This window comes from Burkholderiales bacterium, assembly GCA_035518095.1.
Classification (GTDB): Bacteria; Pseudomonadota; Gammaproteobacteria; order Burkholderiales; family JAHFRG01; genus JAHFRG01.
The window spans coordinates 1-12,639 of the sequence record DATIXX010000056.1 but is presented as its reverse complement, the minus strand read 5'-3'; the positions used below and the strand labels follow the sequence as shown (position 1 = coordinate 12,639).

The following is a 12,639-nucleotide window of genomic DNA, read 5'->3' as shown; positions in this document are numbered from 1 at the left end:
GAAATGTCCGATGCGGAGCTCCTGTTTAAGGAATTATCCGGCTATATGAAGTCGGAGGATATCGCACAGCTTGAATCAGCCTACCATTTCAGTGAAACCGCTCACCAAGGACAGTATCGAAAGACCGGCGATCCGTTCATCTCGCATCCAATCGCCGTAGCCAATATTCTCGCCCAATGGCATCTTGATCCGCAGGCTCTGACGGCGGCGCTGCTGCACGACGTGATTGAGGATACGCATGTCAGCAAGGATGAGATAAGCAAACGGTTCGGCAAGCCGGTGGCGGAGCTGGTGGATGGCTTAAGCAAACTCGACAAAATTGAGTTTCGCAGCCAGCAACAGGCGCAGGCCGAGAATTTCCGTAAAATGCTGCTGGCGATGGCGCGTGACGTGCGCGTGATTTTGATCAAGCTTGCCGATCGCTTGCACAATATGCGCACGCTTGATGTAATGCAGGCCGAAAAGCGGCGCCGCATCGCGCGCGAAACCATGGAAATCTATGCGCCGATTGCAAATCGTCTGGGCTTGAACACCATTTATCAGGAATTGCAGGAACTCGCCTTCCGCAATCTCTATCCCGCCCGCTACCAGGTGCTGAGCAAGGCGATCAAGGCGGCGCGCGGAAACCGCCGCGAAGTGGTCGGCAAGATTCTGGACTCCATCAAGCAATGTCTGCAGGACGCGGGAATAGAAGCTCAGGTCACCGGGCGCGAAAAGCACCTGTACAGCATTTACAAGAAAATGATTGAAAAATCGCTATCCTTCTCGGAAGTGCTGGATGTCTATGGGTTCCGCATCATAGTGAAAGACATGGCAGCCTGCTATCTGGCGTTGGGCCATTTACACGCGTTATACAAGCCGATTCCGGGAAAATTCAAGGATTACGTTGCAATACCAAAGGCCAACGGCTATCAATCTCTGCACACCACATTATTCGGGCCGTTTGGCACGCCCATCGAAGTCCAGATCAGAACGCTCGACATGCACCGCATCGCTGAAGCCGGAGTGGCTTCCCACTGGCTTTATAAAAGTTCTGAAGCATCGCTCAACGAGCTGCAGCAAAACACGCATCAATGGCTGCAAGACCTCCTGGAAATCCAATCGGAGAGCGGCGATTCGGTCGAATTCCTGGAACACCTCAAAGTCGACCTTTTTCCTGATGAGGTTTACGTGTTCACGCCCAAAGGCCAAATCATGGCATTGCCGCGCGGCGCCACTGCAGTCGATTTCGCCTACGCCGTGCATACCGACATCGGCAACCGCTGCGTTGCCGTGAAAATCAACCACGAGTTAATGGCGCTAAGGACCGAGCTTAAAAGCGGCGACAGCGTTGAAATCATCACTGCCTCACATGCCAAACCCAATCCATCCTGGCTGAGCTTTGTGGCCACCGGGAAGGCGCGCTCACATATCCGGCATTTTCTAAAAACGATGCACTACGAAGAATCGGTGCGGCTGGGTGAGCGCTTTTTGAACCAGGCGCTCAGGGCACTTAAACCGGGCCGAATCAAGATCGACGATAACCAATGGAACAAGCTCCTGCGTGACAGCGGCACCAAGTCCCGCGAAGAAATACTCGCCGATATCGGCTTGGGAAAACGTCTCGCAGTTGTAGTCGCGAGGCGCCTGCTTTCGCTAAGCGGGCCGTTGACCAGGGAAGGCAAGAAGATCCCGGGCACCGTGACCGTACTTGGCACCGAGGGTATGGCGATCCAATTCGCCAAATGCTGTCGGCCGATTCCAGGCGACCCTATAATCGGCTATATCAAGAAGGGCCAGGGTATGGTGATACATACTCATGATTGCCCGGTGATGGCCAAAATTCATGCGCCACCGGAAAAAATCTTGGATGTCGAATGGGGTCCGGGAACCAGCAAGTCGTTTGATGTCAGCATAGAATTAACGGTAGCGAACCAGCGCGGGGTTCTGGCCAAGGTCGCCGCTGAAATCGCAGAGGCCGGCTCAAACATTGATAACGTCGGCATGGAAGAAGGCGAGGGCAGCGCTTACACCAGCATTCACTTTACGTTGCAGGTTACCAACCGCCTTCATCTCGCGCAATTAATGAGAAACCTGCGCAGAATTCCAGAAGTTGTGAGAATTGTTCGAGTCAAGGGCTGACAGCTGCAATTCAAACGCGGCACCAAATAACCCTCCTAATATCTTAGCGGCCGAAGTAATTGGTTCCACCCGTGCCCGCCAACAAAACTGACGGCGAATCGAACGCTTTCCAGGCGTTTGCAGTCCAACTTTTATATTTTACTAACTCATCGAGCCCAACGCTCAAAGGAGGGCTTAAATGTCTAAAGTTTTTGCAGTCTGCTTATTTCTGGCCTTAGTAGGCCAATCCGGCGTTGCATTCGCGGACGTAATTTATAAGTACGCCGGAAAAGACGGTGTTGTCACGTATTCAAACATGAAACCGCCAGGTTCAGTTAAGTTTGAGACGATTGAAGTCGCAACTCTCTCGCCCGAACAAAGGCGAGCAGTCCTGATGATGGAAGCCAAGCAAAAAGAAATAGATCAGGCTGCCCTCGAGAGAATACGCGCCAAACAAGAGGAGTGGCGCCAGGCCGACCAGGAGATTCTTCGCGCACAAGCCGCACTCAAGAAGGCGGAAGAAGACCTGGAAAACGGCCGCACTCCCAGACCCGGCGAAACCAAAGGCACGGCAAGCGGCTTTGCTCGTCTCACTCAAAGCTATTTCCAGCGACTTGATGCGATGGAGAATGCCGTGAAGGAAGCCAAAACCCGTCTCGATAACGCTTATCAGGCAAGAAATCAGCTGATGTAGGCTGATGAGCAATTTATTCGGTTCAACGGCAGCTAGCGATATTTGCCGGGCCCGTTTATAACCGTCGCAAAAATCTTCGTCGTGGTGAATGCCATGATTTCAGTGGGCGTCAGTTTGGAACCTTCGAACCGGGCGTTGAGGCACGGCGATAATCGGCTGGAATGGCGTAAATAACCGCAAGGCAGATAAACGCCAGCAGCGCGGGAATCCAGGCGATCGAGACCCGCGATTCCGTTTGCTGCGCCAGGTCATGATTCTCGAGGGCGGCACTCATATCGGCAGAATTTTTAAGCCTGCGGTAGTACAGACCGGTTTTCTCGGCAAGCGAAATGAGGTAAGGCTCACGCAGTTCCGACAGTTGTTCTCTCCCAGGCGTGGCGCCAACGTTGGGTACCGGTCCCGTCGGTTCGAGCATTTGCTCGCCTTTGACCGTCCCCGGTCGATCAACGTTGTAGTTTTGAAGCACTTCATCGGCACGCCAATAACCCAGCGGTCTGCCGTCCGGATCCGTTTTGGGAATAGGCATGGGAGTCAAACCGCCCGCGCCGATGATCACGCCTTTGGCCTCGCCGGGTTTCCCATTGAACACCGGCGGGAGGCGCGGATTAATCGGCGGGGCTTCCTGGCCGTCGGTAATGAACACCAGCGCGGGGCGTCCGGGAAGGCCGACAACCGTTCTCAGCCCGGAATACAATCCCTTGGCGATTTCACTTCTGTTCAGCCAATCCATGCGGTTGTCGATGTTCGCAAGCGTGCTGGAAATCGCCTGGTAATTGGCACAAATTTCCACCGGTTCAAACAAAACATAGGAACGGTCCGCGGTAAATATTCCCAGCCCGATTTTGGAGCCGCAGGGTAAACGCAGCAGCGCCTCACGCAGCGCCTGCTTGGCAAACGCTAACCGGCTCACGGGTTTGTTCCGCTCATGGTAATCAAGGGTATTCATGCTCTGCGTGATATCCACTACCACCAAGTAATCGAAAATGTCGTGTTGTAGCCGGGCGTGAGGATTGAGCAGCGCGAAAATCAGCATGATGCAAACTATGAGCAATAAGGCAAAGTGCAAATCCCGGCGCAGTAGACTTTTATGAGCGCGAAAATTCATCACGGCAGCCCAAGGGTATACGATTTCATGGTGGTAAACTGCCTTTCTCCTTGGGACGATTGCGCGGTAGCCGCTTTCTCCTCCTTTTCCGGCACGAGGCGCAACGCGCGCTCCAGATTGTAGCGGGCATCCCAGTCGTCACTGTCTACGCGCAGCACTTCGCGGTAGCTTTGCTTGGCAAGTTCAATAAGCGGCAGAGCTTCAGCATTGGCCGCCGGGCCGCGCTTTGCCAGCGCTTCGCGCAAATTGATATTGCCGCTGTTGTATTTCGCGGCGGCCGCAAGCCGCGCATTGCCTTGGTTTATCACTTCTTGATAAAGCGAAAGTGCTTGCTGGTGCTTGCCCGCGCGATCGAGATAATAAGCCTTGGCGAACAAAACTTCGTAGGGCAGACCCCCGTTTAATGTGGCGGCAGAGCCATCGCGTATCGCCCGATTAAAAACGTCAACGCGATGAAGCTGATATCCTTCCACGGCCGCGGCAAGGAGCGACGCGAGCACGACGTAGATTGCAAAACGCATTTTGTGTTTTAACGCCAAGCCATCACCTCCATGCTTTTGGCAAGCAGCAGGATCACACAGCAGAGAAGCGATGCGCCGAAACAATATTCGGATAAGTTGCGCCTAGGCAATATGTCCTCGTAGCGCAGCGGATGATTTTCAAGTTGGCCTATGTCAGCAATTGCCTGCTGCAGGGCATGCGGATTATCGGCCTCGAATGGGTGGTAAGGCGTACCCAAGTTCTTGAAAAACGCGTTCAGAGCCAGCTCAGGCATCGTGTCGAGTTCCCGCGGTGGAACGGGAACGAACAGGCCCGGACTTCTGAAGGAGCGGATGTAAAGCCAATACAGTCCAACACGGTAGCGCCTCATCAGATTTGCAATGCGTTCGCCAGTTTCCGGGTCGAGGTTTGCGCCCCCATCGGAAACCAAAACGATGACGCGCGAGCCCGTATAGGGAAGGCCGGCGAAGTAATCCAGCGCGGCTTCGAGGCCGCGTCCCATATCGGTTTCCCAGAGTCCGCGCCCAATACCGGCGGCGGCAATCGCGGCCTGAATCACGTCCTGTTTCTGGGTAAAATCCAGGACGCGTATTGGATTGGTGCTGAATTCCACCAGCCCGAACATGTCTTCGGGATGGCCTGCTACGAATTTGGCAAGCAGGCCGCGCGCCACATTCTCCTTGGATGGATGACTAGTATCGAAAATTTGCTGCAAGTTGAAAGGCTGGTCCATGCTGGAGCTGCGGTCCAGCAGCAAAACAATTTGCGCCCCGCGCCCAATGCGTTGTATCGACTCTTCCGAGCGGTATAAGCCGGCCAGACCAAGGATCAAAGCGGCCAAGGCAAGAACGCCTAAGGAGCGCAGCAGCCATTCCAGCACATCGGACATGGGATCGGGCGGAAGCTGCGGCAGCCAGGAATAGGCCAGACTTTTCCTGCCTGTTCGCAGCAATGGCAAAAGCGCGAGCGGAAGCAACATCAGTACCCAGGAATGAATTACGTCAAAGCTCATTCGGCCTCCGCGCCACGCCAGTCGCGACAGAATCTAAGCAGCCACTGCATCGGCCGTTCACCTGCGCCGATACCGAAAAATTCGTTTTGCGATAGTTTGAAAAACTTTTCAGTGTTGGCCCGCATTTGCGCAAAGCGCGGGCGTTGCGCAAAGAAAGCATCGAGCTCTCCGCGAAATAGCGGCCGCCCAGCTGTCTGGTCGAAAGCCCGGTGCATCCTGCGCAGCGCCTGGCGAAATGCTTCGTCGCTATCAGCCCGCTTCGCCAAGCGCCTCAAATCCAGGTAAGCCCAAGCGAATGGCCGCGGTCCTCCCCAAGGCAGCCCAAAGCGCAAATATCCCATATAGAGCAGCGCCAAAAGCAATATTGATAAAAAGAAGAAAAACCAAACGCGATGCATTGTCGGAGAGATGAGCGGTGGAAGATGGTCAGGGCGCATCAGATACACGCCCTCGGCAGCCGGCGTGTGTGGCGGCGTGAGCGGACCTGCGCTGAAAGTAAACTCCGGAACCTCCTGCGCTACTACCTTTTCCCCGCTCACCAGTTGCAGGCTCAATTTCGGCAGAGACAGAGTCTTTACCGCCTCGGGCGAGTTGATCAGCTGGTAGGTCAGATTCAGGCGGTAACGATTCGAGTTCAGGCCAGGCATGGTGGCAAGTTTGATCTCTTGCAGGGCGATCCAGGTACCCAAGCGGCCCGTCTTCGGAAGTTTACCGGTATCGAGTTGAAACGGCTTGGCTGCTTCAAGCTCGATTGTCTGCTTTATTGTGTCGCCGATGACATAGCCAAACGGTCGCGGGTTTGCCACCTGAAAGTTAAGTATTGGCGAGTTCGCGGACGCAGGGCGCATTGACAAAAACAAAATCGCGCACAATGCCGCCGTCCAGACTCTATTATCGGGCCGCACTGGCGCCTCGACTCAAAAAATACTCGGTAAGTCGCTCCGCTTTGAACGCGCCGGAGAGGAAAAACGGTTGGATTTGATTGGCCGCAAATACATGCTCAAGATCCCGGCGGCGCTGCGCGAACCGCTTTGCCGTCTTTTCCCAAAAATCCGGCCGCAACCACAGCACCCGGCGTCTGCCGGTTTCACTGTCCCGAACCCAAGCGATGCCCGACGCGGGTAATGTTTCAAATTCCGCCTTGTCCCAAAGCACGATAGGTACTATTTGGTGGCGCGAGAGGCTTCCCAGCACCTCCTGGAGAAAATTAAGCGGAAAATGGAAATCGGAAACCAGAAACACCAACCCACGCTGGCTGCGAAGAAAATTTTGCGCTTGCAGCAGTCCCGCAGCATTCTTGCCCGTGGCCCGAAATGTGCGTAGTCTTCCGCCCCATTCCACCCCCGCATCCCTGGCATGCGTGGGAGGCAATATAAATTCCTTGCGAACCGTTTCATCGCACCCGATAAAACTGAACGAATCACCGGTGCGAAAAGCGGTATAACCCAGAGAAGCGGTCAAATCGGAAAGCACATCGAGTTTCCTCAGCGCACCGCTGAATCCCATCGAAGCGGACAAATCGGCAATCAGGTAAACAGAGATCGCGGTATTCTGGCTGTACACGCGCACCCTCCATTCTTCGAACGGATCGCGCAAACTCGTAAGAATATCGAGCCTTCGCGGATCCGGAAAAGACAGCAGCGGCAAATATCCTAGAAAATCGGACACTCCGCCACGTTGCGTGCCGCGATGGTGACCGGGACGCGGCCCGCGGGGGCGCCACCAAATACGATAATAAAATTCCTGCACCACGGGATTGGTGGTAAGCGCCGAACCGAGTTATGGCGCAGCGATCTTCTCGATAATCCGCCGCATCAGCTCGTGCGCTAATTCCGAGCGGCGCAATTCGTAGACCGGTTTGAAAAACACGCGATGGCCAACAGTTTCGAAATAAGCCGCCTGCAGGTCTTCCGGCGCAACGTATCCGCGACCGCTCAACCATGCCGCTACCCGCGCGGCGCGCAGCAACATGCTCATGCCACGTGGGCTTGCCCCGGCCAATATCAGCTGCTGCATGTCCGCGCCTTCGATGCTTATGCCAAATTCGGCCGGGTTGCGCGTGGCGCGCCACAGATCCAGCGCGTATTGCTGCAGTGCCTCCCTGGCCTGAATTTGGCGCTGAATATGCGTGGCTATTGCATCCAGCTGCCTGTAGTCGAGGATATCGGCCCGTACGCCTTCGATAAGCGCGTCTACGTCGTGAAAGCGCTGATCAAAAACCAGCTGGCGCTGATTATCAGCTTCCGCGGGAACCTCGATCAGAATTTCCATCATAAAGCGGTCGCGCGCTGCGGCCGAAATCTCAAAAGTTTCCTCCCGCTCCACGCGGTTGCGATCAGCAAAAACCGTAAGATACGGAAACCGGTACTCGCGGTTGAAAGCGTAGACACTGCGTTCCGCCATCACCCTGAGCAGCAGCGAGTGCACCTGTGGGCGGGCACGGTTGATTTCATTAAAGAAGAACACTGACAGTTGCTCGCCGCTTTTCAAAAGCGGCCCGGGATCCACGCGCGGTTTTCCGTCTTCGCCGATGTAAGTGTAATACACCAGGTCATTCGGCATAAGATCCATGGTACCTTCGACGCGCTGGTAGGCGCCGCCAATGACGCGCGTAAAAGCGCGTAACAAGGTGGTTTTGCCGACGCCGACGTCGCCTTCAAGGAGCACATGGCCGCGCGCAAACACTGCGATGGTGATGAGACGAACCGCACGCTCCAGCCCGATCACGGCGCGGCCGACTTCCTGCTCTGCGGCGAGCGCGCGGGCGCGCCAATCCTCCAACAATGTATCGTCTAACTTCACGGGGAATAAATTTCGGAAAGCTGGTTTTGCAAGATTATTACAATCCCTTCAGGCACGCAAATTTATGCCGTTGGTTTCAAAGAAAATGCGTTTTAAATGCCCTATACTCGCGTACGGCGCAACCTCGCGCAACGGCGGTTTACAAAGGATAAAACCCGATTAGACAACCTTCGGCCGGATTTGCTCGCGATATACGTCAGGATATGGAATCCCGCGCCATCTTGCGCCGTTCGATGTGATGCCAGACGAGCAACGCAGGTATTCCAATTATCAGATCCCGGGCGCGCTTGAGGAGCGAAACCGCCAACGCGAGTTCCGGCCCTAACCCCAGCAAACCGCCGATCAGGACGTACCCACCCTCTTGCACCCCCGCCCCGAGCGGAACGAAAAACGTCACGCTCCGCAGCGCATAGATCAGGCTTTCAATCGCAAGCACCCTGCCGATATCCAATCGCTGTCCCATGAACCAGAGTCCCAGCCAAGCCTCAAACGCCCCGACGATCCAGGCAATGAGATGAATGAATATGCATCCGATAAAATCCCACCGATCGCTGTAGAGAGTAATGATCTGGTCATGAAGCGTGCGGTCGTCGATTTCCGGAGGCTCTTTTTTGCGCTTGCGCCACAGACGCTCGATAAAACGAAATAATCCTTTCTTCTGTGCAACAAGAAAACCGATAAACTGCCCGGCCATCGCCAATATGCCGATGCCAATCCATAGCAGATAAGGCGAGTCCGGGTGGATTGCGATAAGCACGCCAAAGCCGATTACTGCAAATAGGGTCTGGCTCAACAACTCCGCGGTCATATCGACGATGACGCTCGCCCCGGCAAGCCGCAAACCACGTAACGCAAGGACGCGCACGCCGACCATGTCCCCGCTCACGGGCACGATGGGAAGAACGCCGTCGATGCCATCACGCAGCCAGCGAACCCAAGAGAGCAGCGTCCAGCTCTCCGAGGAATGGTGACGCAGCAGAAGCCACCAAGCGGTTCCGCATAGTACGGTGGGTAGCGCGTGAAACAGGGTGATGCTCGCAAGTCCGGTCCAGCCCGCGGCGTTCAGAGACTGGAATACCGCATTAAAACCCTCTGCGCCGACCAGATATATAGCAAGGGCAAAACCTGCCAGCGCGATTAGGCTGCTGCCAATTTTCACGATCCCGGGTCCTGTTCTTTAGGTCTCGGGCAGGTCATTATTCACCGGGCCGTGCTCAGCGGCTTGGCCACAGCTTCATTCCGGAAAACACAAGCCGCCCTAACGTCGGAAGCAACTGCGGCCTGAGCAGTCTTTGGTCAAATTGGCTCATTCGCCTCTTGTTCTCCGTGAGGCAGTTTGCAAGCAGCTTTTTGATACTGAAACCTTCCAAAAAAATATTCGCTTGGGTCGCGGAAAATTCCTGTCCGTCACCTTCGGCGCCGGTACGTATGGTCCCGACAAGCCGCTGAACGGCCCTGCCGTAATACTTGGCAGCCGTGACCGCCCTAAGAGGCGCAAATCCCCGGCCGTGGAGCGCCTCCCGGTAGGCCATCCAGTTTACGAAGAATACGATATGCCTTGTCTCTTCGAGCATTAAAATGTCGAAAACCGAAAACATGGCATCCGGCAGAAAACCGGAATCACGCGCAATCTTGAATACGCCGAAGCCGAGGAACGCATCGAGGCATTCGCCATAACCGAAGTCGATGAAAGCGGTTTCGATGTCGTCGGGCAGCGGCTCCAGAGGCCGCTCAGTCGCATCGAGACCGTACTGGTCTATCATGAAACGGATGAGGCGCGCGTGGCGCGCTTCCTCGAAACCCTGCAGATCAATTGTTTCACGCAAGAGCGGGTCATGAACCGTTTCCGCGAATGCCGCGACGATTGCTCCGGCACGGCGCTCAGTGTGGAAAACTTCCTGCCAAAACGGCACCGCGCGCAGCCGTCCGATATCTTTATCGTCAAGTTTGGGCCACGGCAGCTCGTTTGGTTCGAAACGCTGGTGAGTATCTATGAAGTCGCGACAGAACAATTCCTTGTGAACTTGAGAGCCAACCTTCACTTCAACACCTCCCCGAATATTTTCGTTAACAACTGACGTTCGCGAGCCGCGATGAAATATTAGCACTACGTACGGCTTAGCGCGGCTTGCGCATGAAACGGCGGGCAAAGCGCACCAGGCGCGGCACGAATGTGGGGCGAAGCAGTCGTTCGTCATAGCCACTCATGCGGCGGTCGTTTTCATCCAGGCAGGTGCCCATCAGGCCCGAAATATTCACATCGATCCCCATCGATTCATGTCCTGTCATTGTAAAGTTGTTGTCGCCGCCCACCGCGCGCCCCATATCAAGACGCTCCCATATCAGAAACAAGAATACCGCCGCCCGGCGCGCGTCGAAGATCGGCCTCTTCCACCACGGTAAATTCTTCCGGTGCCATGCGACCCAGTTGATGTAAAAAAGAATGTGACGACATTCCTCCTGCATGACGGGTTCGAACGTATCGACCAGTTCGGGCGGGAAAAAGCCCGAGCGTTTGGCCAGTTCGAAAAGTCCGAAAGCGAAAAAGCTGTCCACGCACTCGCTGTAACCCGTAACCATGAAGGCCCACTCTGAATCGGCCGGCGGGTTGTATGGCGGTTCATCGGCGAGTTTAATGCCATAGGCGGCCACCATATTTGAAAGCACGACTCTGTGACGGCCTTCCTCAAATCCGTTAAGTTCAACCGCCTGCTTAAGCAGGGGGTCGCTGATCAATTTGGCGTAGCTGAGCACGCGGATCTCGGCCTTGCCTTCTGTTTGCACTGCGATGTCCCAAATCGGCAAGGTAACCAAGCGCAGGCGCGCCTCTTCGTTCAATTTCGGCCAATCGATGATTGCCGGCTTGTATGGGTTATGAGTATCGAGAAGCATGCGGCAGAAAAGCCGCTTGTGCGCTTCGCTGCCGGGGGTCACTGGACCGTCAGTCTTCTCCTGTCCAGTTTGCGCGCCCGGTTCGGCCTGTGCCGTTATATCACTGCTCATCGCCGTGTTTTGAATGAATGTTAGATGTAATTATATCTGGACGAAATTCATGAAACCCGATTTTTCCGCTTTAGCCTGAATCGGCCACAGGTGGTGTGTGCGCAATTTTATGCGGGACTGATGCGGGAAGGCAATTTTAACCCACCGAACCGGCGCGAACGAAATAATTCATCACGCATAACAAGGCCCGAAGCTCACTCCAATGCGCGGCCCGTTGCGCGGTGATCTGGCATTGCAGCACCTTCTAGTGCCGGGGTAACCGGGCTAAATGCGTCTTGCCGCTGCAACCACACATGCGCTGCTCGCCCGGAACAATCCGGATGCCGCGGATAAATCTCAGTATTCGCTCTCCCAACGCATTGTCGTGTAAAACGCTAGGCGAAACATTCGATGTTAATACTACAGGACCGCCTCAAGCCTGGCGCAAGGGAACGAGATGATGTGTTCTTTTGCGCCGCGATTCGCGGTCAATGGAAATTCGCAAGTTCCGGGTCGGTGACTTTCTGTTCCGGGAGCGCGGTAATTTGCGGAAGTTGCGACAAGCGCGGGACACCAATCTTCGTCTGCACCTTTCCATTCTTATCTTTCCAGACGAGCAAGGGAGTCCCGGGAGCGCCGAACTCTTGCATGAGCCGGATATTTGCCTGTAGTTGCGCGGTCAGCCGAACCGGTGGCGTATCCATTGGCTTGATGCCGCCGTCGTAGTGTGCACTGTCATAGTTGCTTTCGTTTTCGCGCATCGCGGCTTTTCTGTCGCGCGCCTCCATGATGGCTGCCGCGCGTCCTACAGAGCTCGGTTTCTGGTAAGCGACCGGCACCCAACGTACTTGCAGCCCGACATTTTCATACGGCTGCAGCGCTTTCCACGTTAGATGGCAGTAGTAGCAATTGGGATCAAAAAATACATACAACTCGCTCCTAGCATCTTTAGCGCCCTCGGAAACGACGTCCACTTTTTCCAGCTGGAGAAACAGCGCGCGCTTATCCGGCATCGGGCGCGATTGCGGCCCGGGCTGGCCCTCGCTATATGCCGCAAGCGGCGCAAGCATGGTTGTGAGGAGCACCGCCTGAATAAGCGCCTTCATTTAAGCCAGTGCTTTCTTGAACATTGCTCGTCAGGCTAAGCAATCCATGTTTCAGGAACGCTCGAACTAGTGCGGAAGTCCTTTAGCGTTTTCGGTCTGGGCTTTATCCAGTCCCCTGACGTTGCGAAATTCGGCGCCAGTAAAATCCGCGCCGGTTAAATTCGCGCCGGTAAAGTCAGTGTCGAAAATTTTTGCCTCGCGCAAACTGGCATTGCTCAGGTTGGCAGATGAGAAATCGGCACCACTGAGATTCGCATCGAAAAGGTTTGCTCCCGACAAGTTGACGCCGGTGAGCGACGAAAAGCTGAAATCGGCCTTTGAAAAATTCGCCCCGGAG

The 12,639-nt window shown here is 55.1% G+C and carries 12 protein-coding genes and 1 pseudogene; 2 read left to right on the top strand and 11 right to left on the bottom strand.

Features of this window, described 5'->3' with window-relative positions; all coding sequences use genetic code 11:
* Positions 1-42: 42 nt before the first annotated feature.
* Positions 43-2,115 (top strand): annotated as a pseudogene (locus VLV32_09385) (bifunctional (p)ppGpp synthetase/guanosine-3',5'-bis(diphosphate) 3'-pyrophosphohydrolase).
* Between the two features lie 184 nt (positions 2,116-2,299).
* Positions 2,300-2,794: a DUF4124 domain-containing protein gene (locus VLV32_09380; GenBank protein ID HUL42096.1), complete on the top strand. Its 495-nt coding sequence runs from the start codon at positions 2,300-2,302 to the stop codon at positions 2,792-2,794.
* 109 nt (positions 2,795-2,903) lie between these two features.
* Here VLV32_09380 and VLV32_09375 read toward each other — a convergent pair whose 3' ends face one another.
* From VLV32_09375 to VLV32_09325, 11 genes are all read right to left on the bottom strand, one after another.
* Entirely contained in the window at positions 2,904-3,827 is a 924-nt protein-coding gene (locus VLV32_09375; GenBank protein ID HUL42095.1) for a VWA domain-containing protein, read from the bottom strand.
* 71 nt (positions 3,828-3,898) lie between these two features.
* Entirely contained in the window at positions 3,899-4,420 is a 522-nt protein-coding gene (locus tag VLV32_09370; protein ID HUL42094.1) for an MxaK protein, read from the bottom strand.
* A gap of 8 nt (positions 4,421-4,428) precedes the next feature.
* On the bottom strand, positions 4,429-5,412 hold the full coding sequence (locus VLV32_09365; protein HUL42093.1) for a vWA domain-containing protein: 984 nt from the start codon (positions 5,410-5,412) through the stop codon (positions 4,429-4,431).
* Positions 5,409-6,218 carry a hypothetical protein gene (locus tag VLV32_09360; protein HUL42092.1) on the bottom strand — a complete coding sequence of 270 codons (810 nt, stop codon included), beginning with the start codon at positions 6,216-6,218 and terminating at the stop codon, positions 5,409-5,411. Before VLV32_09360 ends, VLV32_09365 begins: the two co-directional genes overlap by 4 nt.
* Positions 6,219-6,303: 85 nt before the next feature.
* Entirely contained in the window at positions 6,304-7,080 is a 777-nt protein-coding gene (locus VLV32_09355; protein HUL42091.1) for an MxaS protein, read from the bottom strand.
* 111 nt (positions 7,081-7,191) lie between these two features.
* A complete protein-coding gene (locus tag VLV32_09350; GenBank protein ID HUL42090.1) occupies positions 7,192-8,214 on the bottom strand; it encodes a MoxR family ATPase in 1,023 nt (340 codons plus the stop codon).
* 196 nt (positions 8,215-8,410) lie between these two features.
* Entirely contained in the window at positions 8,411-9,373 is a 963-nt protein-coding gene (locus VLV32_09345) for a lysylphosphatidylglycerol synthase domain-containing protein (GenBank protein ID HUL42089.1), read from the bottom strand.
* Positions 9,374-9,428: 55 nt separating this feature from the next.
* A complete protein-coding gene (locus tag VLV32_09340; protein ID HUL42088.1) occupies positions 9,429-10,256 on the bottom strand; it encodes a ferritin-like domain-containing protein in 828 nt (275 codons plus the stop codon).
* Between the two features lie 76 nt (positions 10,257-10,332).
* Positions 10,333-11,217 (bottom strand): ferritin-like domain-containing protein, encoded by an 885-nt coding sequence (locus VLV32_09335; protein HUL42087.1) that lies wholly within the window; start codon positions 11,215-11,217, stop codon positions 10,333-10,335.
* Positions 11,218-11,684: 467 nt separating this feature from the next.
* A complete protein-coding gene (gene dsbG, locus VLV32_09330; protein ID HUL42086.1) occupies positions 11,685-12,302 on the bottom strand; it encodes a thiol:disulfide interchange protein DsbG in 618 nt (205 codons plus the stop codon).
* Positions 12,303-12,368: 66 nt separating this feature from the next.
* Positions 12,369-12,639, bottom strand: a 271-nt coding sequence (locus VLV32_09325) for a pentapeptide repeat-containing protein (GenBank protein ID HUL42085.1), incomplete at its 5' end; no start/stop codon positions are given.